Origin of the sequence: Bacillus mesophilum (assembly GCF_008923265.1) — a bacterium.
Lineage (GTDB): Bacteria > Bacillota > Bacilli > Bacillales > Cytobacillaceae > Cytobacillus > Cytobacillus mesophilum.
Map to the genome: position 1 here is coordinate 567,558 of NZ_WBOT01000001.1, position 26,882 is coordinate 594,439.

At 37.4% G+C, this 26,882-nt stretch carries 31 protein-coding genes and 1 tRNA gene; 23 read left to right on the plus strand and 9 right to left on the minus strand.

Features of this window, described 5'->3' with window-relative positions:
- Positions 1-162 precede the first annotated feature (162 nt).
- The 3 genes from F7732_RS02785 to F7732_RS02790 all read left to right on the plus strand — a co-directional run bounded on the left by F7732_RS02785 (position 163) and on the right by F7732_RS02790 (position 1,450).
- Positions 163-582, plus strand: coding sequence for a hypothetical protein (locus tag F7732_RS02785; protein WP_151572142.1), 420 nt, complete (start codon positions 163-165; stop codon positions 580-582).
- A 184-nt stretch (positions 583-766) separates the two neighbouring features.
- Positions 767-898 (plus strand): hypothetical protein, encoded by a 132-nt coding sequence (locus F7732_RS23190; protein ID WP_275670905.1) that lies wholly within the window; start codon positions 767-769, stop codon positions 896-898.
- A 192-nt stretch (positions 899-1,090) separates the two neighbouring features.
- Entirely contained in the window at positions 1,091-1,450 is a 360-nt protein-coding gene (locus tag F7732_RS02790; RefSeq protein ID WP_151572143.1) for a DUF3139 domain-containing protein, read from the plus strand.
- A 68-nt stretch (positions 1,451-1,518) separates the two neighbouring features.
- Here F7732_RS02790 and F7732_RS02795 read toward each other — a convergent pair whose 3' ends face one another.
- The 3 genes from F7732_RS02795 to ytvA all read right to left on the minus strand — a co-directional run bounded on the left by F7732_RS02795 (position 1,519) and on the right by ytvA (position 3,227).
- Positions 1,519-2,001, minus strand: coding sequence for a hypothetical protein (locus F7732_RS02795; protein WP_151572144.1), 483 nt, complete (start codon positions 1,999-2,001; stop codon positions 1,519-1,521).
- A 131-nt stretch (positions 2,002-2,132) separates the two neighbouring features.
- Positions 2,133-2,366: a DUF378 domain-containing protein gene (locus tag F7732_RS02800; RefSeq protein WP_151572145.1), complete on the minus strand. Its 234-nt coding sequence runs from the start codon at positions 2,364-2,366 to the stop codon at positions 2,133-2,135.
- A gap of 78 nt (positions 2,367-2,444) precedes the next feature.
- Positions 2,445-3,227 (minus strand): YtvA family blue-light photoreceptor, encoded by a 783-nt coding sequence (ytvA, locus tag F7732_RS02805; protein ID WP_161598824.1) that lies wholly within the window; start codon positions 3,225-3,227, stop codon positions 2,445-2,447.
- A gap of 234 nt (positions 3,228-3,461) precedes the next feature.
- Here ytvA and F7732_RS02810 point away from each other — a divergent pair, with 234 nt between their 5' ends.
- Together F7732_RS02810 and F7732_RS02815 are read left to right on the plus strand one after the other, a co-directional pair.
- Positions 3,462-4,049, plus strand: coding sequence for a histidine phosphatase family protein (locus tag F7732_RS02810; protein WP_151572147.1), 588 nt, complete (start codon positions 3,462-3,464; stop codon positions 4,047-4,049).
- On the plus strand, positions 4,046-4,357 hold the full coding sequence (locus tag F7732_RS02815; protein WP_151572148.1) for a hypothetical protein: 312 nt from the start codon (positions 4,046-4,048) through the stop codon (positions 4,355-4,357). The genes F7732_RS02810 and F7732_RS02815 overlap by 4 nt, the downstream gene beginning before the upstream one ends.
- A gap of 50 nt (positions 4,358-4,407) precedes the next feature.
- On the opposite strand, the gene F7732_RS02820 is transcribed toward F7732_RS02815, so the two are convergent.
- A complete protein-coding gene (locus tag F7732_RS02820; protein ID WP_151572149.1) occupies positions 4,408-4,773 on the minus strand; it encodes a carboxymuconolactone decarboxylase family protein in 366 nt (121 codons plus the stop codon).
- Positions 4,774-4,934: 161 nt separating this feature from the next.
- Here F7732_RS02820 and F7732_RS02825 point away from each other — a divergent pair, with 161 nt between their 5' ends.
- The 3 genes from F7732_RS02825 to F7732_RS02835 all read left to right on the plus strand — a co-directional run bounded on the left by F7732_RS02825 (position 4,935) and on the right by F7732_RS02835 (position 6,478).
- On the plus strand, positions 4,935-5,213 hold the full coding sequence (locus F7732_RS02825; RefSeq protein WP_192912982.1) for a transcriptional regulator SplA domain-containing protein: 279 nt from the start codon (positions 4,935-4,937) through the stop codon (positions 5,211-5,213).
- On the plus strand, positions 5,197-6,225 hold the full coding sequence (gene splB, locus F7732_RS02830; RefSeq protein ID WP_080846344.1) for a spore photoproduct lyase: 1,029 nt from the start codon (positions 5,197-5,199) through the stop codon (positions 6,223-6,225). The genes F7732_RS02825 and splB overlap by 17 nt, the downstream gene beginning before the upstream one ends.
- A gap of 79 nt (positions 6,226-6,304) precedes the next feature.
- The gene (locus F7732_RS02835) at positions 6,305-6,478 is read left to right on the plus strand and encodes an asparagine synthase (protein ID WP_066446296.1); all 174 of its coding nucleotides are present in this window, start codon (positions 6,305-6,307) and stop codon (positions 6,476-6,478) included.
- Positions 6,479-6,509: 31 nt separating this feature from the next.
- Here the strand turns inward: F7732_RS02835 and F7732_RS02840 are convergent, their stop codons facing one another.
- Together F7732_RS02840 and lexA are read right to left on the minus strand one after the other, a co-directional pair.
- On the minus strand, positions 6,510-6,797 hold the full coding sequence (locus F7732_RS02840; protein ID WP_151572151.1) for a DUF4257 domain-containing protein: 288 nt from the start codon (positions 6,795-6,797) through the stop codon (positions 6,510-6,512).
- 327 nt (positions 6,798-7,124) lie between these two features.
- The gene (gene lexA, locus F7732_RS02845; protein ID WP_066446291.1) at positions 7,125-7,742 is read right to left on the minus strand and encodes a transcriptional repressor LexA; all 618 of its coding nucleotides are present in this window, start codon (positions 7,740-7,742) and stop codon (positions 7,125-7,127) included.
- A gap of 158 nt (positions 7,743-7,900) precedes the next feature.
- Here lexA and yneA point away from each other — a divergent pair, with 158 nt between their 5' ends.
- The 6 genes from yneA (at position 7,901) to F7732_RS02875 (ending at position 12,550) form a co-directional block, all read left to right on the plus strand.
- On the plus strand, positions 7,901-8,221 hold the full coding sequence (gene yneA / locus F7732_RS02850) for a cell division suppressor protein YneA (protein ID WP_151572152.1): 321 nt from the start codon (positions 7,901-7,903) through the stop codon (positions 8,219-8,221).
- A gap of 31 nt (positions 8,222-8,252) precedes the next feature.
- Positions 8,253-8,906 carry a YneB family resolvase-like protein gene (locus F7732_RS02855; RefSeq protein ID WP_151572153.1) on the plus strand — a complete coding sequence of 218 codons (654 nt, stop codon included), beginning with the start codon at positions 8,253-8,255 and terminating at the stop codon, positions 8,904-8,906.
- 200 nt (positions 8,907-9,106) lie between these two features.
- A complete protein-coding gene (locus tag F7732_RS02860) occupies positions 9,107-9,340 on the plus strand; it encodes a DUF896 domain-containing protein (protein WP_151572154.1) in 234 nt (77 codons plus the stop codon).
- A 276-nt stretch (positions 9,341-9,616) separates the two neighbouring features.
- Complete coding sequence (gene tkt / locus F7732_RS02865; RefSeq protein WP_151572155.1) at positions 9,617-11,623, plus strand: transketolase; 2,007 nt, start codon at positions 9,617-9,619, stop codon at positions 11,621-11,623.
- A gap of 189 nt (positions 11,624-11,812) precedes the next feature.
- A complete protein-coding gene (gene sirA / locus F7732_RS02870; protein ID WP_151572156.1) occupies positions 11,813-12,250 on the plus strand; it encodes a sporulation inhibitor of replication protein SirA in 438 nt (145 codons plus the stop codon).
- A gap of 84 nt (positions 12,251-12,334) precedes the next feature.
- On the plus strand, positions 12,335-12,550 hold the full coding sequence (locus F7732_RS02875; protein ID WP_080846336.1) for a YneF family protein: 216 nt from the start codon (positions 12,335-12,337) through the stop codon (positions 12,548-12,550).
- Positions 12,551-13,321: 771 nt separating this feature from the next.
- Here F7732_RS02875 and F7732_RS02880 read toward each other — a convergent pair.
- The gene (locus F7732_RS02880; protein ID WP_151572157.1) at positions 13,322-13,765 is read right to left on the minus strand and encodes a DUF6376 family protein; all 444 of its coding nucleotides are present in this window, start codon (positions 13,763-13,765) and stop codon (positions 13,322-13,324) included.
- Positions 13,766-13,938: 173 nt separating this feature from the next.
- On the opposite strand from F7732_RS02880, the gene F7732_RS02885 reads away from it, so the two are divergent.
- Both F7732_RS02885 and F7732_RS02890 read left to right on the plus strand, forming a co-directional pair.
- Positions 13,939-15,687, plus strand: coding sequence for an ABC transporter transmembrane domain-containing protein (locus F7732_RS02885; protein WP_151572158.1), 1,749 nt, complete (start codon positions 13,939-13,941; stop codon positions 15,685-15,687).
- A 4-nt stretch (positions 15,688-15,691) separates the two neighbouring features.
- Positions 15,692-17,488 (plus strand): ABC transporter ATP-binding protein, encoded by a 1,797-nt coding sequence (locus F7732_RS02890; protein ID WP_151572159.1) that lies wholly within the window; start codon positions 15,692-15,694, stop codon positions 17,486-17,488.
- Positions 17,489-17,542: 54 nt separating this feature from the next.
- Here the strand turns inward: F7732_RS02890 and F7732_RS02895 are convergent, their stop codons facing one another.
- Entirely contained in the window at positions 17,543-17,755 is a 213-nt protein-coding gene (locus F7732_RS02895) for a Spo0E family sporulation regulatory protein-aspartic acid phosphatase (protein ID WP_420837666.1), read from the minus strand.
- A gap of 326 nt (positions 17,756-18,081) precedes the next feature.
- Here F7732_RS02895 and F7732_RS02900 point away from each other — a divergent pair, with 326 nt between their 5' ends.
- From F7732_RS02900 to F7732_RS02910, 3 genes are all read left to right on the plus strand, one after another.
- Positions 18,082-18,789 carry a cytochrome c biogenesis CcdA family protein gene (locus tag F7732_RS02900; protein ID WP_151572160.1) on the plus strand — a complete coding sequence of 236 codons (708 nt, stop codon included), beginning with the start codon at positions 18,082-18,084 and terminating at the stop codon, positions 18,787-18,789.
- Between the two features lie 197 nt (positions 18,790-18,986).
- A complete protein-coding gene (locus F7732_RS02905) occupies positions 18,987-19,346 on the plus strand; it encodes a response regulator (protein ID WP_151572161.1) in 360 nt (119 codons plus the stop codon).
- Positions 19,347-19,492: 146 nt separating this feature from the next.
- Positions 19,493-19,975 carry a CcdC family protein gene (locus tag F7732_RS02910; RefSeq protein ID WP_066446248.1) on the plus strand — a complete coding sequence of 161 codons (483 nt, stop codon included), beginning with the start codon at positions 19,493-19,495 and terminating at the stop codon, positions 19,973-19,975.
- A 103-nt stretch (positions 19,976-20,078) separates the two neighbouring features.
- Here the strand turns inward: F7732_RS02910 and F7732_RS02915 are convergent, their stop codons facing one another.
- On the minus strand, positions 20,079-20,504 hold the full coding sequence (locus F7732_RS02915; RefSeq protein ID WP_151572162.1) for a DUF2621 domain-containing protein: 426 nt from the start codon (positions 20,502-20,504) through the stop codon (positions 20,079-20,081).
- 238 nt (positions 20,505-20,742) lie between these two features.
- Between F7732_RS02915 and F7732_RS02920 the strand changes: the two genes are divergently transcribed.
- The 4 genes from F7732_RS02920 (at position 20,743) to ltaS (ending at position 26,874) form a co-directional block, all read left to right on the plus strand.
- Positions 20,743-20,839: transfer RNA gene (locus tag F7732_RS02920), tRNA-Sec, on the plus strand.
- Between the two features lie 252 nt (positions 20,840-21,091).
- Entirely contained in the window at positions 21,092-22,171 is a 1,080-nt protein-coding gene (locus tag F7732_RS02925; protein ID WP_420837667.1) for a nitric oxide synthase oxygenase, read from the plus strand.
- A 622-nt stretch (positions 22,172-22,793) separates the two neighbouring features.
- A complete protein-coding gene (locus F7732_RS02930; RefSeq protein WP_151572163.1) occupies positions 22,794-24,317 on the plus strand; it encodes a DHA2 family efflux MFS transporter permease subunit in 1,524 nt (507 codons plus the stop codon).
- 529 nt (positions 24,318-24,846) lie between these two features.
- Complete coding sequence (gene ltaS / locus F7732_RS02935) at positions 24,847-26,874, plus strand: lipoteichoic acid synthase (RefSeq protein WP_151572164.1); 2,028 nt, start codon at positions 24,847-24,849, stop codon at positions 26,872-26,874.
- Positions 26,875-26,882: the final 8 nt, after the last annotated feature.

The window sequence follows — 26,882 nt, forward strand, 5'->3', positions numbered from 1 at the left end:
AAAATCATCCATCTTCAATAGAATATTATTTTAGTATAGCTGCCAAACAATGTAAAAATGACTCATTTTATTTTTGAGGCAAATTTCAAGGGGACAAGCACAGACAAAAAACTTTTAATAATAATAGTATAAAACATATTAAAAAAAGGAAGGTGATTTGTATTGAAGATTGAAAACTATATGAAAAAAAGGAGATTATGGAAGCAAAGTAAACAACCTATTTTAAGAAAGGGGAATAAAGCTTATCCTCTATCATGGAGAAATCCAATGCTATTCCCAATGCCGGAGCTTGAGGCTGAATCAGAACAACCAATTGAATTGGAGGTTGAATCAGAGCAAATACTAGATCCAGAACTAGATCCTCTTGCATGTATGACCACTGCACAACTTCGCAACTTTTTTGCTAACAACCCTGCAGGAAGTTTTGTTGAGGTAAATTATCTAGGATACAATGGCACAGTACTAAAAACAGCTAGTGGATTTATTAGCCAGTTTGATGGATTTGAGCTAGTTCTTACACCAACTGAAGCTGGTTATCCAATTGTGCGTATACCAGCAAACATCATCTGCAGTATAAATTAAACATCACTAAAAGATAACACCGAAAAAGTATAAGCTAGAAAGACACCCCGTAAATGTTAGACATTAACGGGGTGTCTTTAAGAAGAAACGCCTTTGGAGTAATTAATAGGTGGAAAATTCCAAAAAATAACCAGGATAAGTTGAATGGATTTGGAAATTGCTGTAATATTAAGGTGGTTAGGTGATGAAAAGGGGTGTTACTGTGGAATGGTTCTACCTTGTTCTAATTGTTCTAACGACAGGATTTGGTCTTTGGGGATTGGTTTCTAGAGAAAAGTGGCTGAAAAAACAAGCTGATAAGGTTAAAGACCAATAATATTTCGTACAAATTTTTTAAAAGCCTAGATAATGTTTTATTCGCAGCTCTTTTCAAAATGTAAAAATTTTAAGTCGACCCCAATACAGTTGCTGTTTTATGGGGTCTTTACTATTGTTTAATAATCATATAAAGTACCTAAGCTTTTAAAGGATTCACAAGGGTACTAATTGATTTAAATGGGAGGCTGTAATGAATCAAACAAATCAGCTAAGTACAAAAGTCAAAATAGTTTTGCTGTTTTTTGCCTTTTTAGCTAGTCTTATAATCCTTGCTGCAGCCTTGATCGCTTATAACATCTACACTGAGCACAACGAATTAGATGAATTGCAGGTAAGTGTTGAAGAATATGTCACTTCAAAATATAGTGATGCAAAAATAGAAGAAGTTAGCGCAGAAACATCGCTTAAAGGCGAACAGCTTGCATATGTTGTATTAGAGGATGAACCAAACTCTACTTATATTTATGGAGAAGGAACAAGCGGAATCATGCAGCTTGGACCTAATCCGGCAGAAGGTGAGAAGGAGAATTATAAATATCTAGAGAATTAAGTCCAATTTGTAATTATGGCTTTATTTTCATTTAGAAATCTTTATACAATTCATGAAGAGTACTTAAGTCATAAATATAAATTATTCTGATCATGCTCAGACACCCAAGTGTTAACAGATATCTCTTTTGGAAGGATCTTTTTAATTTCTTCTAATGTGGATGTATCTAATTTATAGCCTATAAATTCAGTTCCATAATGCTCTGCATTAAAGGTAGAATGACCTTGTTTGCTAAGAAATACGGAAAACCATTTCAATCTTTTAGAAGGTGTCAAATAGTCTGATATTAAATACTTTTTCACTTGTTCAGTAAGTTTTCCTGAAAAGATTGACATGCTGTTTTCAACTTTTAATGTTAGTTCGGTGCTAAGCTCTTTGTATAGTTCGTCTAATACATCCTGATCCGAGCTCCAGCAATGTATTTGGATTTCATCGTTTTTGTTTAAGAAAACAGACATCAGCGGTTTCCAATAGCTATAATCATAAGATATTCTTTCATCTAAGACATTAAATTCGATGGTATTGACTTCAAAATGTATATTAATAGACATGTTATAAACTCCTTTAAGCAGATAATAGGAGTTTAACAAGAAATAGACAATTATGATAGTCCTTGTGATTGTATATGTTCTTTTTAGAATCAGAAAAAACCGAGCCGGAAATTCCGACTCGGTTCTTTCTATTAATGATTCGTTCGATATGAACGATTTGTTTCTTCTGCTGTTACTGGCTTAAACAAAAGCCCAATGGACACTAAACCAGCTATTCCGACTAATCCATATACAATGCGTGAAGCTATGGCTTCTTGTCCGCCAAAGATTGAAGCAACGAGGTCGAACTGGAAGAAACCAACGAGCCCCCAATTGACAGCTCCGATAATTACGAGTACTAATGCAATTTTTTGTAAGACTGACATGGTTTTGCCTCCTTTTATCATGTGTAGTATATGCTTACTATTTATATACACTTATAAAAGAAAGATAAACATGTTTCATTATACGGAAAGATTTGCCAATGCGCTTTTAATATCTTTATAGACTTTAATCTTCCTTAACTGTTCGATATATGTTTGGGTGGAAACTGCCATATTAGGTGAAAATCCAGTAAGAACAAGCTCAATACCGAGCAGGTTAAGCATTTTATGTATATTTCCAATATTGATTCCGAATTGATCATCAAAAAAGGCGAGTCCTGATAAATCAATGATAACAATTTGATTATGTCTAATGATTTCTGAAGCTGAAATCTCTTTATATAAGACTTCAACTCTCTCAAATGTGAGGGAACCGATTAGAGGGATAACCGAAATGGAGTTTGTAATTGGTACAATAGGAGTGGAAAGTCTTTGCACTTCTTTAAGTGTGTCTTCCAGCTCCAGCTTGGTTTCATATTGTTCAGTTACATCTTTTTGCACGCCAATAAAAAAGGTGCGATCTGTATCTTCTATATAAATAGGATCAATAATTAATTCATTACGAAACGGTGTACCATCCTTACGGTAATTGATAAGCTCTACATGAATGGATTTTTTTTCTTTGATGCCCTGAGAAATAGAGTGAACAACTGCTCGTTCTGTATCCGGTCCCTGCAGAAAGCGGCAATTTTTTCCGAGAACATCCTCTTCATTGTAGCCAGTAAGGTTTGTAAAGCCTTTATTAATATAGACAATTGGATTATCGTCTTTTTCTGGATCAGTGATTACCACCCCGACATTTGTTGCATCTAAAGCTTGTTTAAGAAATGGAGTAAAAATGTCATTCATTTGTTCCCTAATCACTAAAGCTTTCTCCCCTTTCATCAAATTGAAAATTGCATATTCCTATTAAAACATACATTGTCATTAAAATATAGCAGAGGCTTTTACACTGCTTTTTCATATATTTAGAAAATGAACAAATTATTATGAACTAATTTATGCTAAAATTATATGAAGATTTTATTGATCGTTTTATAAACCAACATTAAATTAAAAAGAATGGTTACATGAGAAGATAAATGAGGAGATGGTTTTTTGACTGTACTTTGTATCGTTAGGCACGGACAGACAGATTGGAATGCAGAAGGTAAATTACAAGGAAGCACGGACATCCCTTTAAATATGAATGGAGTGAAACAGGCTGAGCTTTGTGCTGCCTATTTAAAGCAAGATAAGTGGGACATTATTCTAACTAGTCCGCTTTCAAGAGCAAAGAAAACAGCTGAAATCATTCAGAATCAAGTAGGAGTTCCATTAAAAGTAATGGAGGATTTTACGGAGAGGCATTTTGGTAAAGCTGAAGGTATGACACCGGAGAAGCGTCAGCGGCATTTTCCGGATAAGAATTATACAGATATGGAAACAGTGGAGGAGTTAACCACTCGACTGCAGGAAGGACTAACGAGAATCAGCAGGGAATATCCAAATCAGAAAGTTTTGCTTGTGGCGCATGGCGCAGTCATTCATGCAATCCTAGCTGCAAACGCTTTAGATGCTGAGCTATTTAATCAAATTCGTTTAGAAAATGCTTGCCTAAATAATATGACTTTTAAAGAAGATAAATGGTCCATCAATGATTATAATGTGATCCATCATTTGCAGGAAAGAGAGGAAAAGCAATGAAAACCTCGACGATTTTAAAGTGGATCACTGGTGGTTTTGAAGCGGCACTGGGCATTCCTATCTTGGGAGGATTGTTTATTTTAAGTACAGCATGGACACCGTTATTTGTCATGCTAGTACTCCATATTGTGACACTTGTATTCAGTTCGAATGAAGGCGAAAAGAAACATGGCAGCATTTTAGGCATTGTCACCTCTGTTGTAGGGCTTATCCCTGTAGTAGGAATGGTTATGCATATCATTACTGCTATTTTGCTGATGATTGATGCAGCAAAGTCGAACAAAAAGGCAGAAATAGAAGAGTTTTAAGTGAACGAGCCACCGTCAGCAGTGGCTCGTTTTCTATTAGGCGCAATCACTTATTGAGAAAGATTATTTAAGTCATTGATGCAATCTTGAACAAGCGTGACTGCCTGACTCATAGCAGCACCGCCGCCAAATGCCGCTGTAACACCAATGGCTTCATAGATTTCCTGTTCACTGCACCCTTGGTCCAGACACCCTTTTGTATGATAAATGATGCAATATTCATCTTGAGAGTAAAGGCTGATCCCCAGAGCGATTAATTGTTTATCTTTCTGAGATAAAGTTCCCTCGCGAAAACATTCCTCAGTAAAAGCATTAAAGTGAGAAGCAAGCTCAGGCATCTTTTTTGTAAATGTTCCAAGTCCCTCTTTATAATGCAGCAATGCTGACTCTGTTTGGTTAGACGCATGTAAATCCATGAGATTCATCTCCATTCCAATTTATTTAGCATCGTTAGTATAAACCATTGCCATCATCCTTACCCGAAAGGTTATTAGAAACTATTTCCACTATATAGAAATCATAATTTGCTGTGTTGATCGGCAAAATGAGTGTATACATTTCGAAAGTGGTGATTAATGTGGAATACAGCCAAAATAGTAATGAATACCAAGCTGGTGACATTGTTTATATTTTTTATCGCAATCCGCACACACAGGATGTGGCAAACATTCAGGAAGCTGCTGTTGTCAATAATCCTGAAGATCCTCAATCTCTAGCTGTCTTTGTATATGAAACGTTTTATCCGCTGACAAATGAAATGGCGGTATATTCTACACCTCAAGAAGCCGAGGCTGCTTATCAGGAATACTTTGGAAACATAGATGGAGGAAATGGATTATATGATGAGACCTTTTAAGCCGCAGCTCGTTTATTTTGAGCCAAATGCACTTGATTATCCTTTAGGAGAAACTTTATACGATCGGTTTAAGGAAATGGGTCTGGATATCCGTTATACAACATCCCATAATCAAATCCGCAATTTACCGGGAGAGAATGATTTTCAAAAGTACAGAGTGGCGAAATCCACATTAGTGGTTGGTATTAGGAAAACCTTAAAGTTTGATACCTCGAAACCTTCTGCGGAATATGCCATTCCATTTGCCACTGGCTGTATGGGACATTGCCATTATTGCTATCTGCAGACGACGATGGGAAGCAAGCCATATATTCGAACTTATGTCAATGTGGATGAAATCTTGGATGCAGCAGATAAGTATATGGAAGAAAGATCACCAGAGATTACACGGTTTGAAGCATCCTGTACATCAGATATTGTTGGAATTGATCATCTGACACATAGTTTAAAAAGAGCTATTGAACATTTCGGCAAGTCCGAACACGGAAAACTTCGCTTTGTTACAAAATTTCATCATGTTGATCATCTGCTCGATGCAGAGCACAACGGAAAAACCCGGTTTCGTTTTAGCGTGAATGCCGATTATGTTATTAAAAATTTTGAGCCTGGCACATCACCGCTGGCAAAGAGAATTGAAGCAGCAGGGAAAGTAGCTAGAGCAGGCTATCCTCTAGGATTTATCGTTGCGCCAATTTATCTGCATGAAGGATGGCAGGACGGATATTACCATATGTTTGAACGCCTTCATGATGAATTACCTGAGGATGCGAAAAAGGATATTACATTTGAATTTATCCAGCACCGCTTCACCAAGCCAGCAAAAAAGGTGATTCAGAAAAACTACCCAATGACAAAGCTGGAGTTAGATGAGGAAAAACGACGCTATAAATGGGGAAAATACGGAATAGGCAAGTATATTTATCAGAAAGACGAACAAGAGGAAATCCAAAAAAGCTTATACGCTTATATGGAGAAATTTTTTCCTAATGCAAAATTGGAGTATTTTACATGAGTGATTAAAGATAAGAAAGCCGATACTATCTTTGGGTGAAAGAAATAACGCCTACTAACATCGATGTGGAGGGAAATACATGAACATTCGTGAAGGTATGATTCCAACTGCACTAGGTACGGCTGTAACAGCAACTGGATATGCACTTAAGCAAAAGCGTGGCAGCAACAAAATGATGGCTAACACATTATTTGGATTTGGACTTGCACACGTGGTTTTAGGTGTTATTGACCTGGTAGAGCATCGACGTTAGAAAGGATGAGGCGTGCAAAAGACTTGCACGCCTATTCTTTTTTCTCTCGCATCTTTAATAAGTCCAATCCTTTTAGGATAGCCTCTCCGCCTAGTCCAGCGATCATGGCAGTAACAATAACTGCTATGACAGATTCAGGATTTGCAGATAAGACCACTAGTACAGCTGCTAATGCCCCCATAATAACATCTTCAAAAAATCCCAGATAGATAAATCGTTTTGTTTTGCGCGGCTTGATCAGCTTGCCGTTTTTTTGAATATGTGCAGCTACACCGACAAATGCACCGATACAGAAAGACAGTAACATGTTCAATAACATAGCCCTTCACACTCCTAAATCCGAGATTTTTTGAAGCGACCTTAGTTAGAATCATGTTGTATTACCAGTATATAGGAATTTTCCAAAAATAGCATGGTTAATTATATCGAATTTTCAGATAACTATATAGGTGATGCGGCATATATATTGAACCTCACGTATAGAACGAAAGTTCGGTTTGGTGATTTTTATATCGTGGCAATGAATAAAGGCTATTGACGGGCCAGAATCAACGATAAAAATAGTTCAAATAACTATATTTGTTTAATTCCTTTTTGCTGATAAAAGAAAAAGCATGCAGGTATTCTGCATGCTCTGTTTGCCATATTAATGCATTTGGCGATAAACACCAGTAACTTTTCCTAAAATTGAAACATGGCGGAGGATGATTGGTTCCATAGTTGAATTTTCTGGCTGAAGCCGGAAGTAGTCTTTTTCTTTGAAGAAACGCTTAACAGTAGCCTCGTCATCTTCAGTCATTGCGACAACAATATCACCATTATTAGCAGTGCTTTGCTGTTTAACTACAACATAGTCACCATCTAAAATGCCGGCTTCTATCATACTATCACCCATAATCTCCAGCATGAAAACATGCTCATCTGGTGGCGCAAGACGCTCTGGAAGAGGAAAGTACTCTTCGACATTTTCGATTGCAGTAATAGGCTGCCCGGCAGTAACTTTTCCGACAATAGGTACGTTAATCGTATTTACCTTCGGGATATGAGTTTCTTCAAGATCCAATATTTCAATTGCCCTAGGCTTTGTAGGATCCCTTCTAATTAATCCCTTGCTTTCAAGTCTGGCTAAATGGCCATGCACTGTAGAACTGGAAGCAAGTCCAACAGCTTCCCCAATCTCTCTTACAGAAGGCGGATACCCTTTTTGTCGGACCTCATCTTTAATAAATTCCAAAATATCCTGCTGTCTTTTTGATAGTTTCAAATTGGATCACGCACCCTTTATTAATATCTTGTCCTTATTATACCATTCTTTTAAAACACATACAAACATAAGTTCGAATTTTATGTTGACCAAAACAAATGTTCGTATTATAATAATCGTAACAAATACGAACATACATTCTTTATGAGGTGAAGGCTATGAAAAAATTGTGGAATTCTTATTGCTATGCTATTATTCTTGTATTTTTAAGTATTACAGGCTCACTTATTCTTTCTTTTCAATTAGAAGATCAGGAAGACGATCAATATATGATGGTAACTGTTAATGAAAATGACTCTCTATGGGGGATTGCTGAACAATTTGCAGAGGAACATCATTTTTCTACTGCTGAATTTGTTCAATGGATGGAAACTCATAATGGCATTACAAATGGAAAAATTCATCCTGGTGATACTGTTTCGATTCCAGTAAAAGCTGATGAAGATCAATATATAACAGAATTGGCCAGCCGTGAATAGGAACAGGAACTAATAGAAGAAGGTGCAATACATGAATGCAATTATTTACTGCCGTGTCAGTACAAATAAAGATACTCAGGAATCCTCTTTGCAGAGGCAGGAAGAGGAATTGCTTCATCTGGCAAGTAAGAACGGATTTCTTCCAGCTAGAATTATAAAAGAAAAGGCAAGCGGATATGACCTTGAGCGAGAAGGAATTCTTGAATTGCTATCGCTAATCAAAGAAAAGGATATTCAGGCAGTCTTAATCCAGGATGAAACAAGGCTGGGCAGGGGGAATGCCAAAATAGCCATTCTTCATTGTATTCTGAAAGAGGACATCAAGTTATTTAGCGTTTCGCATAACGGGGAATTACAGCTTTCAGAATCAGACTCAATGGTACTGAAGATAGTGGGAATGGTTGAGGAATATCAACGAAAGCTGCATAATGTGAAAATTAAACGCGGAATGCAAAGAGCGGTCGAAAAAGGATATCAGCCCCAAAAAAACTTAGCTAACCAAGGTGAAAACGCTGGAAGAGAACGTATTGAAGTGCCAATATCTGAAATTGTCCGTTTACGTAAAAATGAGTTAACTTTTTCTGAAATCGCGGCAACCTTAAGAGGGTTTGGTTATAACATATCAAAAGCTACCGTACATAGGCGTTATCAGGAATATATAGATAAACTTAATACTGAACAATAAATCTCTAGATATTCAATTTGTCCAGCAATAGAGTAAACATTTGCATAGTATGGACTGGACTTTTCGGAAAAAGCCGTTAATCCATGTTTTTTTCACTTTAGAAGCTTCTTTATATACGAATAAGACTTCATCCTTGTCAATTTAACTATTTTCTAATAAAATGACATTTATGCTAAAGAAATAGTAAAGGAGCTGTCCATATGCTGCCAAAGGACAAACTCGCCCGCATAAATGCTCTAGCAAATAAGGCGAAAACAACTGGTTTAACGGAAGCAGAAGCAAAGGAGCAATCAGCTTTGCGCAAAGAATATTTGCAGACTTTCCGATCTTCCATGTTTAATACACTCAAGAGCGTAACAATCATAGATCCAGAAGGAAATGATGTAACACCTGAGAAACTAAAGCAGGAAAAGAACAACAACAAACTACATTAAATTGCTTAAAAAGTATGGGTTTATTTATACTATTCACATATGAAAAGAAGGAATACACCAGCTATGGCATGTGTTCCTTCTTTTCATTCTATTAAATTGTTGGCGTTGTCATTTTATTAAAGTAATTGATGAACATTTGTCTTTCCTGTTACATAATGCAAGTTTTAATGTGACAAAATAGGAAATATCATGTGTTTTTGGTTTCTATGAGTTGTCTTACCTCTCGAATGTCTATATATTAAAAGAGAAGATATTTTTCTCGAAAGGATGTAATTTATGTTTAATCAAACAGATGCTTTATCAATTAGTTCTATTCGAACATTATCCATTGATGCGATAGAGAAGGCCAATTCCGGTCACCCTGGTATGCCGATGGGTGCTGCACCAATGGCTTATACATTATGGACTCGATTTATGAATCATAATCCAAAAAATCCAAAATGGTTTGATCGTGACCGTTTTGTTTTATCTGCTGGACATGGCTCAATGCTTCTTTACAGCCTATTGCATTTATCCGGTTATGATGTGGCGATGGAGGATATTAAACAATTCCGCCAATGGGGAAGCAAAACACCAGGCCACCCGGAATTCGGCCATACACCAGGAGTAGATGCAACAACTGGACCACTTGGACAAGGTGTGGCAATGGCAGTTGGTATGGCGATGGCAGAACGCCATATGGCAGCTGTTTATAATAAAGAAGGTTTTAATGTTGTAGATCATCATACATATAGTATTTGTGGAGATGGAGACTTAATGGAGGGTGTATCTGCTGAAGCTGCATCTCTTGCAGGTCATCTTAAGTTAGGTAAACTTGTTGTTCTTTATGATTCAAATGATATTTCACTGGATGGAGATTTAGATCGTTCATTCTCTGAAAGTGTTGAGCAGCGTTTTAAATCATATGGCTGGCAATATATCCGTGTTAACGATGGCAATGATCTTCACGAAATTGCAAAGGCGCTTGAAGAAGCAAAGGATGATGAAAATCGTCCAACGATGATTGAAGTAAAAACAGTCATTGGTTTTGGTTCTCCGAATAAATCAGGTAAATCTGATGTACATGGTGCACCACTTGGAGCAGATGAACTGAAATTAACAAAAGAAGCGTATAAATGGACATTTGAAGAAGATTTCCATGTTCCAGAGGAAGTTTATGAGCATTTTAAAGCAGCAGTTGCTGAGCATGGCCAGAAAAAAGAGCAGGAATGGAATGACCTATTTGCTGCTTACAAAGAGAAGTATCCTGAGCTAGGCAGCCAGCTCCAATTGGCAATCAACGATGAACTTCCAGAAGGCTGGGATAAAGATGTGCCAGTTTATGAAGAAGGAAAAAGCCTTGCAAGCCGTGCTTCTTCAGGAGAAGTATTAAATGCAATTGCTCAGAACCTACCGACATTCTTTGGAGGATCTGCAGATTTAGCTGGTTCTAATAAGACAATGATTAAAGGAACAGAAGATTTTACACCAGAAAGCTTTGCTGGCCGAAACATTTGGTTTGGTGTACGTGAGTTTGCAATGGGTGCTGCATTAAATGGAATGGCACTGCATGGGGGAGTAAAAGTTTTTGGAGGAACATTCTTTGTTTTCTCTGACTACTTGCGCCCAGCAATTCGCCTTGCTGCATTAATGAACCTGCCTGTTACTTACGTATTCACACATGACAGTATTGCAGTTGGGGAAGATGGTCCTACACACGAGCCTGTAGAACAACTTGCAGCTTTGCGTGCAATGCCAAATCTTTCAGTCATTCGCCCTGCTGATGGCAATGAAACAGCTGCAGCATGGAAGATTGCCATTGAATCAACAAGCAAGCCGACAGCTCTAGTACTGACTCGTCAAAATTTACCGACAATAAAAGATACGGATAAAAACGCCTATGAAGGTGTATCAAAAGGCGGATATGTGATCTCTAAAGCAAATAATGAAAAAACGGACGTTCTTTTATTGGCTGCAGGTTCTGAAGTTGGATTAGCTGTAGAAGCTCAAAAATCTCTTGAAAATGAAGGGATTTATGCATCTGTAGTAAGCCTGCCAGCATGGGATCGTTTTGAAGCACAGTCAAAAGAATATAAAGAAAGTGTAATTCCGAAAGCTGTAAAGAAACGACTTGCTATTGAAATGGGATCTTCACTTGGGTGGCATCGTTATACTGGCGATGAAGGCGATGTGCTTGCCATCGATCAATTTGGTGCATCAGCTCCTGGTGAGAAAATTATGGAGGAATACGGATTTACCGTTTCAAATGTTGTGGCTCGTGTGAAAGCATTGCTTCAAAACTAATAACATTCCAATAGTTGAAAGAGCGCTAAGGTATTAAAGCGCTCTTTCTTTTGAATACTGAATGAAAATATCTCTTCTAGAATAACTCATTCGACAAAAGTAGTGGAATTTTGCGACGTTTTCAGACAGTAAATTTATTGACAAAAAGATATAATGACTCAAAAAGGTTTGTCCCATAAGGAGGGCCTTATGAGAGATTATCAAATATATCTGATTGAAGATGAATTTGCCACACATTATTTTGGTCGTGAACGGATGTTTTATGAGTTATTTGAGGAATATGAAAATGCAGCTGGAAAGCTAAACAAAATCATTGCAAAGCAAATTCAATATATTACTAAACCTATCCCAGGTCTGCGATTGCACCAGAATATTCATTTAGAAATGCAGCAAAAAATGAATTTTAAAATGGACAAATCAGGGAATTATATCATTGATGGAAAAAAGAGCAGTGCAGCATTAACCATTCATGATCGTTATCTTTCAATAGAAGCAAGCGGAAACTATGATGCAGAGACTATGTTTTTTGAAGTACTGCGTAAATATGAGGGATCATTTCTTGCTATCGATATGGAACATGGCCGCTATGGATGGTTAAAGCCTATAAAAGAAAGAAAATTCGTCTAAATAAGAGAAAAATAAGAGCAAATATTGTATAATAGCCTTTGGTCTAGTACACTGTATGATAGACAACACGAAGGAGGAAGAAAGATGGGTATGTATATTCTAGTTGGCGTACTTGCATTGCTTGCAGGTGTGGCACTAGGGTTTTTCATTGCTCGACGCTATATGATGAGCTACTTAAAGAAAAATCCACCAATTAACGAACAAATGCTAAAAATGATGATGATGCAAATGGGTATGAAACCATCACAGAAGAAAATTAATCAAATGATGAATGCGATGAATAAGCAGCAAGGGAAGTAAACACTAGAGCATTAGGTGTGTTTATCTAATCCTTTTTTAAAAATGAAACGGTGACGAAGAAGACTTATTCCTGCTATAGATATGATAGATCATTCTTTATCGTTTATCTTTCATTGGCTTGATTTTCGAAATTTGCATAAAAAGACTACTTATCCTGTTGAGATAGAATTCTGGATAAGTGGTCTTTTTTACGTTAACTAGAGCAAGGGGACCAGCTGCGCAAAAGATTCGCAGCGCAGGTTCTAGAAGGTTTGGTTTTATTGATTGAAACCCAAATTTGTATTTGAGGGACCGAAACACTCGAACTTAGGCTCCAATATATAAAGTTCCGAAAGTCTCGCAACCCAGTTTCGAAACTAATAAGTTCTGAAAGTCTCGCAACTCAGTTTCGAAACTAATAAGTTCTGAAAGTCTCGCAACTCAATTTCGAAACCAATAAAGTTCTGAAAGTCTCGCAACTCAGTTTCGAAACCAATAAGTTCTGAAAGTCTCGGGATCATGGTCCAAAACCAGCCCATTCTTAGAGTCTCGCACCAAATATCCAATAAACACTTTGCCATCAGTTTGTACATAGGAGAAAATTGTCCAGAATTAAAATCAATCAAAAGATCTCATTGCCAAGTTCGCTATAATTACGTTTAAAAAAAATACCTTTGGAAATGGAAAAAAGCTGAAAATTAGTTTTTCAGCTTTCATTGACCTGAACAATTAGCAATGGCTCGCTTGGTATAAGGTAAAGGAGAATGGTGTTTGATTAGTCACGGTTTAATCTTAAAGACCTAAGTCCTCAATTCTAGTAAAGAGTTCGTTCGCTTCTTGAATGGTTGTAAATAGTTCGGAGTTTTCGATATTGGTAATCACAAGGTTCCCATTGTCCAAAAGGGAATTGATTTCTGCCAATAAAGCCTCATTTTTCTGAACAAAGTCAGCATGCAGCCCTTCTGCTAGTGAGGGAATGTCTGTAAGCTGAATAAATTCTTCAATTTCTGTTTTAACATGCAGAAGCTGTTCTTCAAGTTCAGTTTGAACAGCAGAATCCGTTACTGCCTCCTGAAGCAATTCTGGTGCTTCTTCGGCAAAGGAATTTAATGTCTCTATATGAGCAGTTGCTTCATTTATATAGTCTAACGAATTGTTTACTTCCCCTAAAAATGAACACCCGCTTAAAACTACTGCTAGGATACTGATGAACATAAGTTGTACGAGTCGTTTCAATTTACCCGCATCCTTTCAATGAATTTCTTCCTATCTTATCCTACGATTGAGCAGGGAAAAGGTTTCATGTTGTTACCTACAAACCACTTTAGGAATTTAAATTTAATCTTTCCTATTTTTTAAATATTTGATAAACTAAGTTGGTTATTATGGAAGAACGTGGAGGACATCTTATGAGAGTTTTTGGGGATTTAATGTGGTTTTTTAAACAAGAAAAAAAGGCGTATATTACAGGCATCATCTTACTCTTATTTGTGGCGGTTCTTCAGCTGGTCCCGCCGAGAATTGTTGGTATTTTTGTAGATCAAATAATTGGTCATACCCTAACTGCTGAGACTATTCTTTATTGGATCGGAGTTTTGGCTGCATGTGCATTTGCCATGTATGTGCTGCGGTATTTTTGGCGAATCATGATTTTTGGTTCATCTGTTAAGCTTGCCAGGCTGCTGCGGAACAATCTTTATCACCATTTTACTAAGATGTCCCAAGCTTTCTATCAGAAGAAACGCGTTGGTGATTTAATGGCACATGCGACTAATGATTTATCCGCAATTCAGCAGACAGCCGGAGCTGGGGTATTAACATTAGTTGATTCTTTAGCTACAGGAGGAGCTGTAATCATCGCTATGGCAGCAACGATCAGCTGGAAGCTCACTCTCATTGCGCTAATTCCGATGCCGCTAATGGCTATTTTAACCAGCTGGTATGGCACATTGCTTCATAAACGTTTCCACAAAGCACAGGAAGCTTTTTCGGATTTAAATGATAAAACACAGGAAAGTATTTCTGGCATTAAGGTCATTAAAACATTTGGTCAGGAAAAAGAAGATATAGAAGATTTTCGCAAGCAATCTGAGGATGTTGTAAATAAGAATATTTCAGTTGCAAAGGTGGACGCTTTATTTGATCCGACCATCAGCATTATTGTGGGTGTGTCATTTTTTCTATCCATTGCGTTTGGAGCACGATTTGTTCTTGCTGGGGAAATTACAATTGGAGAACTTGTTTCTTTTACAACGTATTTGAGTCTTTTGGTATGGCCGATGCTCGCGTTCGGATGGCTGTTTAATATTGTTGAGCGTGGAAGAGCATCATATGACCGTGTTAGAGCATTATTAGCTGAAAAAGTAGACATTCGAGAAGATTCAGATGCCAGCAGAGAGGTACCGAGTGGAAACCTTCATTATCAGATTGATTCTTTTACATATCCGGGTGCAAATGTTCCCGTCCTTAAAGATATTCACTTTGAACTGAAAAAAGGGCAAACTCTAGGAATCGTCGGGAAAACCGGTGCAGGCAAAACAACTTTATTAAAACTTCTTACACGCGAGTTTGAAGGGGAAAAGAGTGAGGTTCTTTTTAATAACCTTTCAATTAAGAAATATAAACTGGACAGCCTAAGGGCAGCGATAGGATATGTACCGCAAGAGCATTTTCTATTTTCAACAACTGTGGCCCAGAACATTGCTTTTACAAGTCCAAAGATAGATACGGAACGAATCTATGATGCTGCTCGGCTATCGCATATTCATGAGGATATCCTGCAATTTACAGACGGATATGAGACCGTCGTTGGGGAACGTGGCGTTTCGCTTTCAGGAGGACAAAAGCAGCGTATTTCAATCGCCAGAGCTCTGCTGATGAATCATGAAGTTCTAGTGCTGGATGATTCGTTATCAGCAGTTGATGCTAAGACAGAAGAAGCAATTTTAAGTTCATTAAAGGAAGAAAGAGAAAATAAAACGACAATCATAACGGCACATCGATTAAGTGCCATTCAGCATGCTGATCTAATTATCGTATTGGATGGAGGAACCATCATTCAGCGGGGAACACATGAAGAGCTGATGGAAATAGAAGGCTGGTATAAAACAATGTTTTTACGTCAGCAATTAGAAGAACTTGTGGAGTACGGAGGGTAGCGAGATGGAAAAAATACCAGTTTTAACAGGGAAAGAACAAAGAAATATTTTATTTCGTTTACTATCCTATACAAAACCGCATAAAAAAACAATTATCATTGCATTTCTCCTTCTGCTGGCTACAACGGCGGGAGATATATTAGGCCCAATTCTGGTTAGTGTTTTCATCGATGATTACTTGCGTCCTCAAAATCTGGTTGCGGAACCATTAATTATTCTTGGGGCAGCATATTTAGGTCTTCAAGTCATGAACTTAATTGTTTCTTATTTTCAGCTGCTGAAATTCCAGGAAATCGCCTTGAAAATCATACAGCAGCTGAGAATTGATGTCTTTAGTAAGGTACAGGCTCTTGGGTTAAAATATTTTGATAAAACACCTGCCGGCAGCATTGTTTCGCGTGTTACAAATGATACTGAAGCGATAAAGGATATGTTTGTCAGTGTCTTAGTGACCTTTATTCAAGGCGGATTTCTGCTGGTTGGGATTTTTATTGCTATGTTTATCCTGAATGTGAAGCTTGCCTTATTCTGCCTTATTATTTTGCCGCTTATTTTCATGATTATGGCAGCATATCGAAAATACAGCTCCGTTTTTTATCAGGATTTGCGTGAACGGCTCAGTCAGCTGAATGCCAAGTTAAGTGAATCTTTGCAGGGAATGGCTATTATTCAAGTTTTTCAGCAGGAAAAGAGAATGCGAAATGAATTTGAGGAAATTAACGAAGCGCATTATAAAGCAGGGATACGGAATATAAAGATTGATGGATTGCTGCTTCGTCCAGCCATCGATCTTGTTTACGCACTTGCCTTAATCATCGTGTTGAGCTTTTTTGGCTTTAATTCGTTAAATAGTCCGGTTGAGATTGGCGTTATTTATGCTTTTGTCAGTTATTTAGACCGTTTTTTTGAGCCTGTTAATAATATCATGCAGCGCCTGTCTATGTATCAGCAGGCGATTATTGCGGCGTCACGCGCTTTTAAACTGCTTGATGAAGATGAGCTTGCTCCTGATCAGCTTGAAAACAGCACCTTGCAAGTTACAAATGGTGAAATAGAATTCCGCAATGTTTCCTTTTCATATGATGGCAAAAGGGAAGTTCTAAAAAATATTAGCTTCAAAGCCAGACCTGGAGAAACGGTGGCACTTGTTGGTCATACAGGAAGCGGAAAAAGTTCAATTATCAATATGATGATGCGATTTTATGAATTTGAGCGTGGAGATATTTTAGTAGACGGACATTCCATTAAGCATTATGGAAAAGAAGAGCTCCGCAAAAAGCTTGGCCTCGTCCTGCAGGATCCATTCCTTTTTTATGGAACCATTAAAGATAATATTAGTCTATATAATGATGGACTATCAGATGCAGAGATTAAAAAGGCAGCTGAATTTGTCCAGGCGCATCACTTTATACAGCAATTAGAGGACATATATGATCATAAGGTAGTAGAGAGAGGATCAACATTTTCCAGCGGGCAGCGTCAGCTAATAGCTTTTGCCAGAACCATTGCATCTAATCCCAAGGTTTTAGTTCTAGATGAAGCGACGGCTAATATTGATACCGAAACAGAAGAAGCCATCCAGTTTGCGCTAAACAAAATGCGAAAGGGCAGAACAACAATTGCAATTGCCCATCGATTATCAACGATTCAAGATGCTGAACAGATTCTTGTTCTCCACCAGGGGGAAATAGTTGAAAGGGGCAATCACCAGGAGCTGCTTTCCCAAAGAGGGCTTTATCACAAAATGTATTTATTACAGAATGGGACAGCTGAAATCGTGGAAGACGCAGTAGGAACTTAATACGGAAAATGAAATAAAAAAGAATGCAGGCTGCCATGAGAGGTGACCTGCATTCTACGCTTTTTTTAGAAAGGTACGATTGTATTCATTTAATAAGGCATCCAGCTCTTGACTATATTTAATAGCATCCGTAGAATTTAACCCGCTTGACATGGCTACTTGAATTAATTCTGAACGTTTTTTTTCGATTAATGCAAGCAATTCATTTTTATTCACGGCTGGAAATCCCTTCATATCAATTTCACCTTTAGCAAATAGTACAGACATCATAAACCACCCATGTAAAACTCAAGAAATTGTCACAATAATTGTTAGCTCTTATCTAGTATAACGAATGTTGGTAATTAATTCAAAAGAAACTTTTGTAAAACTTTAGGATGTCTAAATAAAATAACATTAGTTGCGTACTTGAAACATAGAAATATATGGACATCTATTTAGAAAATGGGTTAGAATTACGGGTAGCTTACATGCTGAAATTTTGTTTTTTGATTAATGGTGTTATGACATAAATTGTTCACATTTAAACCTAACTATTCTTGGCGCTTTTGCTAGAATAGAACATGATCACTATATGATCGGGAGTTGTTACCATGACAGATATTAATTTATTTCTTGCATTGGGTGCAGGTTTTTTAAGTTTTATTTCACCTTGCTGTTTGCCCTTATATCCTGCTTTTTTGTCCTACATAACTGGGATGTCTGTAGGTGAACTGAAAAATGATAATGCCATGCTGCAGAAGAGAAGCCTTTTTCATACCATAGCCTTCTTAATTGGTTTTTCGATCATTTTTATTGCACTTGGATTTAGTTCTACTTTTATTGGTGAGTTTTTCAGAGAGTATAATAATCTGATCCGGCAGATTGGCGCGATCTTTATTGTTGTGTTTGGATTAATGATTGTCGGCATTATCAGTCCAGAAATCTTAATGAAGGAAAGGCGTTTTGAATTTAAGAACAGACCTGCGGGATATTTCGGTTCTGTCTTAATTGGTCTTGCTTTCGCAGCTGGCTGGACACCATGCATGGGGCCGATTCTTGTATCCGTTATTGCGTTAGCGGCAACAAACCCTGGTTCCGGTATATTTTATATGATTGCATATACATTAGGTTTCGCTATTCCATTTTTTGTTATGTCGTTTTTTATTGGCAAATTGCAATGGATTAAAAAACATAATGTGAAATTGATGAAAATTGGCGGATACATTATGATCGTGATGGGGATTATTTTATTTTTCGATTGGATGACAATGATCATTTCCTATTTCACTGCTTTAACAGGCGGATTTAAAGGATTTTAATAGGGCTTAAAAGTGAGTGTAAACCACTGAGAAAAATAAAATTGAACATTCAGTTCATCCATCCGCAAAAATTGTCGGGTACTTTGAATTGATATTTTTGATTAAATTAGGTATATTGGATTATGTAATTCTCAAGTAGACAGCTGTATTTTACATATAATTGAACTTACCGTCGCCGTATCGAGGGGGAAACACCAATGGCAAAGATTTTAATAGTGGATGATGCGAAATTTATGAGACTTACGCTTTCAAACATATTAAAAAAGGCGCAGCATGAAATTGTAGGCGAAGCGGAAACGGGAATAGAAGCAATCAATCTTTACCGTACACTGCAGCCTGATCTTGTAACCTTAGACATCACAATGCCTGAGATGAGCGGTCTTGAAGCAATGAGAGAAATTAAGAAGGAATTCCCTTCAGCTAAAATCATTATGTGCTCAGCAATGGGGCAGCAGAAAATGATCGTGGAAGCAATTGAATCAGGCGCAAAAGATTTTATCGTTAAGCCATTTGACGAATCACGCGTTTTGGATGCGGTAGAAAGAGTTTTAAACTGAATGTACACTGAATCGGCATCTGATGAAGGTGCCGTTTTTTCATTTTTATCTCTAAATTCGTAATAAAATCTCATAATAGATGACTCATTCTATTAACTTGAGATATAATAAGATAGTCAAAATTATAGAAAAAAGGATGTCTTTGTATGAACATGGTAGTTGTTTCTTCTATAGGTGCAGTGCTCATGGCCATTTTTGCTATGTTTATCCGAATGAAGTCTGCTGAAAAACCTGCTTCAGCTAGAAAAATTATTTTGCCGCCATTATTTATGAGTACTGGTGCGCTAATGTTTATATTTCCTGTCTTCCGTGTGACTCCAATTGAAATACTGGAAGCCATCTTAGTAGGTATGTTATTTTCAATCTTATTGATTAAAACATCTAAATTTGAAATTAAGGAAAACGATATATATTTAATCCGCTCTAAAGCATTTATATTCATTTTAATTGGATTACTTGTCATACGAATTGCGGCAAAGTCCATTTTAAGCGCATCTATTGATGTTGGCCAGCTTGGAGGTATGTTTTGGATTTTAGCCTTTGCTATGATTGTACCTTGGCGTATTGCGATGTATATCAATTTTAAGAAGCTGCAGAACACTCTTTTATTAGGGAAAAATGCGGTCTGATAAAAAGAACGGCTTATTCGTATCCGGTAATAGAGTGTCCTTTTTGCAAAGCAAACAAAAATGCTCCAGCCTGTGCCGGAGCATTTTTTGTTTATACATTTGATTAGAATAAATGTTCATAAGGGACGATACTAATTCGGCTTTCATCCAGTTTTTTGCGGAGAAATTTATGATCCCTTTTCGGAGTTGCTAAAATATATCCTCGGATAACCAAATCCTGATTAATCACTTTTGCTTTCTCTTTTACAGCAAGTTCTCCTATTTTTCCAGCGATTTTCTGGCGTGCTACATCCCTAAATAGCTCTGGAACGGGACTAACAAGATCATCTAACAGCTCTTTTTCACCTTGCTTCCATAAATGCTTTGTTTCCATTACAAAATGTTCTTCCCAATCCATATCGGATTTGCCGTCTTCTTTTGGTAAGCGCTTTAAGAATTTTCGGAACATAAAAAAGCCGCCAATCGCAAAAGAACCAAGTAAAACGACAATCCAAAACAAAATAAACCATAAAAACCAGCCTTCAAGCATTGCATTCACCTACACTGAAATATTCTGATCCTATTATAAACCTTGTTTTACTATCAGACAAGAAGTCATTCTAGCACATTCATTATATTCAGTCATTTGACTGTTCATAAGAATGTAACAATTATATAGAAACTACAAGGTATTTACTATTGAAAGATAATGAAAAACATAGTACCATGTTACAGTGTATTAACTAAAGGGTTATTATAAGAACTTACATATTCTCAACTTTATAAATGGGGCTGAATGGGGTACTGGTGTCCTCCGTGGTCTTCAAAACCATATGTGACCGCCGTGAGCGGTCAGCTGGGTTCGATTCCCAGGCGGTCCCGCCAGCAATGCTGATAATACTATATAAATAAGGTAAACTGCTGACTATAGCAGTTTTTTTTGTAGAAAATTGAAATTTATGAATAGTAACACAGAAGATTATCTGAAAAAGCGTCTTATTTTAGAGATACAAATAAGGCAGTAATCAAATTGAGCCATAGGCAGCCCTTTTAGTTTTGCCAATCAGATAGATTCTTTAATCTGTAAATTGTATGAGTATATATATGAAGTATCAATATTAAATAGGAGGTTCACTCTTGATTAATGAACTAAGAACAGTGGCAAAAGAGTTTATTCAGCTCTGTTATCGGGAGCTTGGCAAAAGCAGAGAAGAAATTGAACTTCGTCACCAGGAAATTGAAAAGAGTATTGAACATACAGGTACATACAAACACACTGCTGAAGAGTTAACTTATGGAGCTAAACTGGCATGGCGAAACAGCAATCGCTGTATTGGCAGGTTATTTTGGGAACAGCTCACGGTCATTGATAAAAGAAACATTGAAAATGAAGAGGAAATGTTAGCTGCTCTCATAGACCATATTATATACGCAACAAATGAGGGGAGAATTCGTCCTACCATTACGATTTTTCCTCAAAAGGAGAAAAACCAAGCTTTCCGCATATGGAATCATCAGCTGATTCGGTATGCTGGATACGATTCAGAGAAAGGTATAGTCGGTGATCCTCATTCGGCTGCATTTACAAAGGAATGTATTCAGCTGGGCTGGAAGCCTAAATATGGAATGTATGATGTCCTGCCAATCGTAGTTCAAATCAATAATCAGACTCCAAAATGGAGAGAAGTCCCACATGAACTTGTTAAAGAAATAGAGATAGAGCATCCAGAGTTTTCGGAATTTCGCGATTTAAACTTAAAATGGTATGGGGTACCAATTATTTCTGAAATGAAGCTGGAGATTGGCGGCATTGAGTATAGTGCAGCTCCTTTTAACGGCTGGTATATGGGAACTGAAATTGGTGCAAGAAACCTTGCTGATATTGAACGGTACAATGTGCTGCCACAAGTTGCTGAGTTGCTTGAACTTAATACTAAAACAAATGCAACTCTATGGAAGGATCGAGCACTAGTCGAGTTAAATGCAGCTGTTCTTTACTCGTACAAGAAAACTGGTGTCAGCATTGTGGACCATCATACGGCCGCTAAGCAATTTAAACGGTTTGAAGAAATAGAAGCCGATCAGAAAAGAGAGGTAACTGGAGACTGGACTTGGCTTATACCGCCAATTTCCCCGGCTTCTACCCATATCTTTCATTCTTCCTATGATAATAAAATCAAGAAGCCAAATTACTTCTATCAGAAAGCACCATATTAAGAATGCCTACCATTGAAATAGACAGTCGAAAAAAGGCTGGGACATAAGTATTTAACACACTAAGAGAACCGAATGGTTAGAAAGTCATCTTTCTAATCATTCGGTTTTTTTATTTTTAAAAAAATATTTTTATTAACAGGAGTGAAATGGAGCGGAGGACCCTCGACTCCGGAGGGAAATAGAGGAAAAGGTGAGACCCCGCAGGCGCGCCGAGGAGGCTCAGCTTCCTCCCCTCGGAAAGCGAGTGTCCGCAGCGCAATGGAACGGACTTGTTTAAATACCCAAACAAATCAAGATGTTTTATATTTGTGTTTTAGAAAGAATAATTTCGTTTTGTCCCAGCCTTTTTCTTTTTAGCTCTTTTATAAAATATTGCTGTTTTTATAATCACTTTTTTAAGGAGCATTTAGTCATATCTTGCAAAAACAGTCTTCTATTTACTTTTTTACGTTCAATTTTAATGGAAAAGGGAATGATAATTCCTATAAAGTCAGAAATAATAAATTTAGGAAATCGAAGAAATTTTGATTGCATAAAGTGATTGAGTGTTATATGATATTGCCTATGATGTAGAACAAAGGTACAAATTAATGTACCGACAGTACAATAAGAGGTGAAAACAATGGAAGAAAAACACAATTCAAACACACGGCCTCCGTACGGCATTATTGCAGTTTTAATGATTGGTGCATTTATTGCTTTTTTAAATAATACGCTGCTAAATATCGCCTTGCCGTCTATTATGAAGGATTTAGAAATTGGACCAACAACTGTGCAGTGGCTAACGACTGGCTTTATGCTCGTCAATGGAGTATTAATTCCGATGACTGCGTTTTTAATTCAAAAATATTCAGTGCGCAGATTATTCTTAGTTGCCATGACTTTATTTACAATTGGTACTTTAATATGCGGAATCGCCCATGTATTCCCAATTTTGCTTTCAGGAAGAATGCTTCAGGCATCAGGTTCGGCTATCATGATGCCGTTATTAATGAATGTTATGCTGGTTAGCTTTCCAATTGAAAAAAGGGGAGCGGCTATGGGGATTTTCGGTCTGATCTTAATGGCTGCACCTGCAATTGGGCCAACACTATCAGGCTGGATTGTTGAAAATTATGATTGGAGAATGCTTTTCCACTTTGTAACTCCAATCGCAGTGATTGTATTGCTAATTGGTTTCTTCTTATTAAAAGATAAGAAAGAAAAAGTGCATTTACGATTGGATATTGTATCTGTAATTCTATCGAGTGCAGGATTTGGCGGAATTTTATATGGGTTCAGCTCTGCTGGAAGTAAAGGCTGGGACAGTCTGCATGTTATTATTCCACTGGCTGTTGGAGTGGTTTCACTCGTTACATTTATTATCCGTCAGCACAAACAGACTGTTCCAATGCTGAACTTTGGCGTTTTTAAATTCCCGATGTTTGCATTATCTTCTGTTATAACGATGACAATGAATATGGCTATGTTCTCAGGAATGCTATTAATACCTATTTATGTTCAAACCATCCGTGGTATTACGCCATTAGATGCAGGCTTAATGATGCTGCCAGGTGCATTGGTTATGGCGTTTATGTCACCTATAACTGGACGTTTATTCGATAAATTTGGCGGTCGTGTATTAGCGATTATTGGATTAGCAATTACCGTGGTAACAACATATTTCTTCAGTAATTTAACGATGGATATCACATACACGCAGCTTGTCATCATGAACTCTGTTCGTATGTTCGGGATGTCAATGGTAATGATGCCAGTTTCAACTAACGGGCTTAATCAGCTGCCAACGAAGTTTTATCCGCATGGAACTGCGATGAACAATACCTTAAACCAAGTTTCAGGTGCAATTGGGACTGCTTTACTTGTAACAATTATGACTACACAAAGTGAGCACTACGCAAAAGATCTCGCTGCGGATGCTATGCAGCAAAGCGGCGATGCTCAGCCGACAGCTGAAGCAGCAGCTCAATTGCAGCAGCAAATTACGATGCAAGCTACACTAGAAGGCATTAATGATGCATTCCTAGTGGCGACTGGAATTGCGGCAGTGGCTTTCATTTTAGCTTTCTTTATTAAACGTTCTAAACAGGCGGAAGAACCAGCTGAAGAGCAGCAGAAGTTTTCGCCAAAATTAGCTAAAAACTGATAGTAAAACAGGTTAAAAAGTAAGTAATTCAGACTATGTTTAACCCGAACAGTTTAGACGATTTATTGATTATCTGTCTATTTGTTCGGGTTTTTTTATTAGAGCCAGCAGACTTGCCTAAGCAGAAAACCCTCCTACTGTGTGATGAGAGAATACTCAGCCTGATGGAACCATCAGCCGCATCAGAATGCCATTTTGTCGAATGGAAATGATTGGACAATCCAATATCGCTGTTTTATACTAAATATCTCCAGTCCCTTATCCTCTGTATCGTCCAAGCAAGAGTCTGGGCACAATACAAGTATCGATCAAGCGTAGAGAAATTGTTCATCTGTTATTGCAATATTATTGATAAATTTCTGTCTAATTGGAGATACTTGACTTAATAAAAAAACGGAGTATAGTTATATAACTGTGGTCATTGTTTTGACACAGGATAAAATAACCATTTATTGGTTAGGGAAGTTAATCATATATAAAATAGAATGCTAATATGCTATAATAGTGTGCTAGAAGGTAGGTGCAAGAAATGAACAACATGTTGAGTAAAGGTCAAAGTATTTTCAGCAAATATATTGGCTTTTTCTTTTTAGCTGTGTTCTTCCTTTGGATGAAAACATATTTTGTACAATTAACACAATTTGAACTTGGAATAGAAAATACACTGCAAAAGATTTTGTTATTTTTAAACCCGTTAGGATCTTCCATTTTGTTCTTGGGGATTGCATCCTTTTTCAAGGGACGGAAAAAGTATATAACCTTAATGGTGCTGTACTTCTTCATGTCGTTTTTACTTTATGCGAATACTGTTTATTACAGATTCTTCAACGACTTTATTACACTGCCGACTTTAACGCAGACTCAAAACTTTGGGGATGTCAGCAGCAGTGTATTATCATTGCTTAGACCATATGACCTGTTATTCTTTGCAGATTTTGCATTTTTATTATTAATGCTTGTGTTTAAATTTGCAAAGATTGAAATGAAGGATATGAGCCGCCGCAAAGCTGCCGCAGTATTTTCACTGGCACTTGCGATTTCATGTGCTAATCTTGGCTTAGCAGAAACAGACCGTCCGCAGCTATTAACAAGAGGGTTTGACCGTAACTATATTGTTAAGTATTTAGGTATGTACAACTATACAATTTACGATGCAGTACAAAGTACAAAAGCTTCGGCACAGCGTGTTATGGCCGACAGCAACGATACGACAGAAGTTGTAAACTTTACGTCATCTAATTATGCAGAACCAAATCCAGAGTACTTTGGCATTGCTGAAGGAAAAAATGTCATTTACATTCACCTTGAATCTATTCAGACATTTTTAATTGATTATGAACTGCATGGTGAAGAAGTAACACCTTTTTTAAATTCAATGACTGAAGATCATAATACTCTTTATTTTGATAACTTCTTTCATCAGACAGCACAAGGAAAAACAGCTGATGCAGAATTCATCCTTGAGAACTCTTTATACGGACTTCCGCAAGGATCTGCATTTACAACAAAAGGGATGAACACTTATCAATCTGCTCCGGGTATCTTAGGTCAGAAAGGATACACATCTGCTGTATTCCACGGTAATTCTGGCACATTCTGGAACCGTAATGAGATTTATAAATCTTTTGGATATAATCACTTTTTTGACAGCAGCTACTATGAACTGAATGAAGAAGATATGGCTGATTATGGACTTATGGACAAGCCGTTTTTTGAGCAGTCTGAACAGCTGCTTGAATCATTGCCACAGCCTTTCTATACAAAATTTATTACTGTTTCACACCATTATCCATATCCATTAGCTGAGGATAAAGCAACCATTGCTCCTCACACCACTGGAGATAAGTCAGTGGATAATTACTTCCGTACAGCTCGTTATGCGGATGAGGCTTTAGAAGAGTTTTTCAATTATCTTAAAGAATCAGGGCTGTATGAGAACTCTGTGATCGTTATGTATGGCGACCACTATGGAATTTCAAGCAACCATACAAAGGCAATGGAAGAAGTGTTAGGTCATGAAGTTGGCGCATTTGAACAAACTGGCCTGCAGCGTGTGCCATTATTCATTCGCGTTCCTGGAATGGAAGGCGGAATAAATCACGAGTATGGCGGTCAGATTGACTTGATGCCTACTCTGATGCATTTACTTGGTGTCGATACAAAAGATTATCTGCAATTTGGAACAGACTTATTGTCAGAGGGACATGACGATGTCATACCATTCAGAAATGGTGATTTTGTCAGCTCAACCATTTCGTCGATTTCAGGCAAATACTATGATTCCAAAACCGGTGAATTGATTGAAGATGAAGCTCGCCTAGATGAAGCTGAAGAAATGCAGGCAGTTGTTGAGAATAAGCTTGCGTTATCTGACAAGGTCGTAAACGGAGACCTCCTTCGTTTTTATGAACCAGAAGGCTTCGAGGCAATTGACCGTTCTCAATATAACTATACTGTTCCTGAGGATGACTCCGAGCCTTCTAATGACAATGAAGAGCAGACAGATGAAACATCCACAGATCAAGAACAATCAAGTACTGAAGAAGATACAGAATAAGCAAAAGG

Coding starts and splice junctions, on each gene's coding strand:
- yneA (WP_151572152.1), top strand. CDS start 7,901: ATGAAAAAATTGTGGAATTCTTATTGCTATGCTATTATTCTTGTATTT.
- F7732_RS02885 (WP_151572158.1), top strand. CDS start 13,939: ATGAGAGTTTTTGGGGATTTAATGTGGTTTTTTAAACAAGAAAAAAAG.
- splB (WP_080846344.1), top strand. CDS start 5,197: ATGATGAGACCTTTTAAGCCGCAGCTCGTTTATTTTGAGCCAAATGCA.
- F7732_RS02875 (WP_080846336.1), top strand. CDS start 12,335: ATGGGTATGTATATTCTAGTTGGCGTACTTGCATTGCTTGCAGGTGTG.
- F7732_RS02910 (WP_066446248.1), top strand. CDS start 19,493: ATGAACATGGTAGTTGTTTCTTCTATAGGTGCAGTGCTCATGGCCATT.
- F7732_RS02915 (WP_151572162.1), bottom strand. CDS start 20,504: ATGCTTGAAGGCTGGTTTTTATGGTTTATTTTGTTTTGGATTGTCGTT.
- F7732_RS02890 (WP_151572159.1), top strand. CDS start 15,692: ATGGAAAAAATACCAGTTTTAACAGGGAAAGAACAAAGAAATATTTTA.
- F7732_RS02820 (WP_151572149.1), bottom strand. CDS start 4,773: ATGGATTTACATGCGTCTAACCAAACAGAGTCAGCATTGCTGCATTAT.
- F7732_RS02795 (WP_151572144.1), bottom strand. CDS start 2,001: ATGTCTATTAATATACATTTTGAAGTCAATACCATCGAATTTAATGTC.
- F7732_RS02790 (WP_151572143.1), top strand. CDS start 1,091: ATGAATCAAACAAATCAGCTAAGTACAAAAGTCAAAATAGTTTTGCTG.
- F7732_RS02800 (WP_151572145.1), bottom strand. CDS start 2,366: ATGTCAGTCTTACAAAAAATTGCATTAGTACTCGTAATTATCGGAGCT.
- ltaS (WP_151572164.1), top strand. CDS start 24,847: ATGAACAACATGTTGAGTAAAGGTCAAAGTATTTTCAGCAAATATATT.
- tkt (WP_151572155.1), top strand. CDS start 9,617: ATGTTTAATCAAACAGATGCTTTATCAATTAGTTCTATTCGAACATTA.
- F7732_RS02900 (WP_151572160.1), top strand. CDS start 18,082: ATGACAGATATTAATTTATTTCTTGCATTGGGTGCAGGTTTTTTAAGT.
- F7732_RS02840 (WP_151572151.1), bottom strand. CDS start 6,797: ATGTTATTGAACATGTTACTGTCTTTCTGTATCGGTGCATTTGTCGGT.
- F7732_RS23190 (WP_275670905.1), top strand. CDS start 767: ATGAAAAGGGGTGTTACTGTGGAATGGTTCTACCTTGTTCTAATTGTT.
- F7732_RS02895 (WP_420837666.1), bottom strand. CDS start 17,755: ATGTCTGTACTATTTGCTAAAGGTGAAATTGATATGAAGGGATTTCCA.
- sirA (WP_151572156.1), top strand. CDS start 11,813: ATGAGAGATTATCAAATATATCTGATTGAAGATGAATTTGCCACACAT.
- F7732_RS02815 (WP_151572148.1), top strand. CDS start 4,046: ATGAAAACCTCGACGATTTTAAAGTGGATCACTGGTGGTTTTGAAGCG.
- F7732_RS02855 (WP_151572153.1), top strand. CDS start 8,253: ATGAATGCAATTATTTACTGCCGTGTCAGTACAAATAAAGATACTCAG.
- F7732_RS02905 (WP_151572161.1), top strand. CDS start 18,987: ATGGCAAAGATTTTAATAGTGGATGATGCGAAATTTATGAGACTTACG.
- F7732_RS02835 (WP_066446296.1), top strand. CDS start 6,305: ATGAACATTCGTGAAGGTATGATTCCAACTGCACTAGGTACGGCTGTA.
- F7732_RS02930 (WP_151572163.1), top strand. CDS start 22,794: ATGGAAGAAAAACACAATTCAAACACACGGCCTCCGTACGGCATTATT.
- F7732_RS02860 (WP_151572154.1), top strand. CDS start 9,107: ATGCTGCCAAAGGACAAACTCGCCCGCATAAATGCTCTAGCAAATAAG.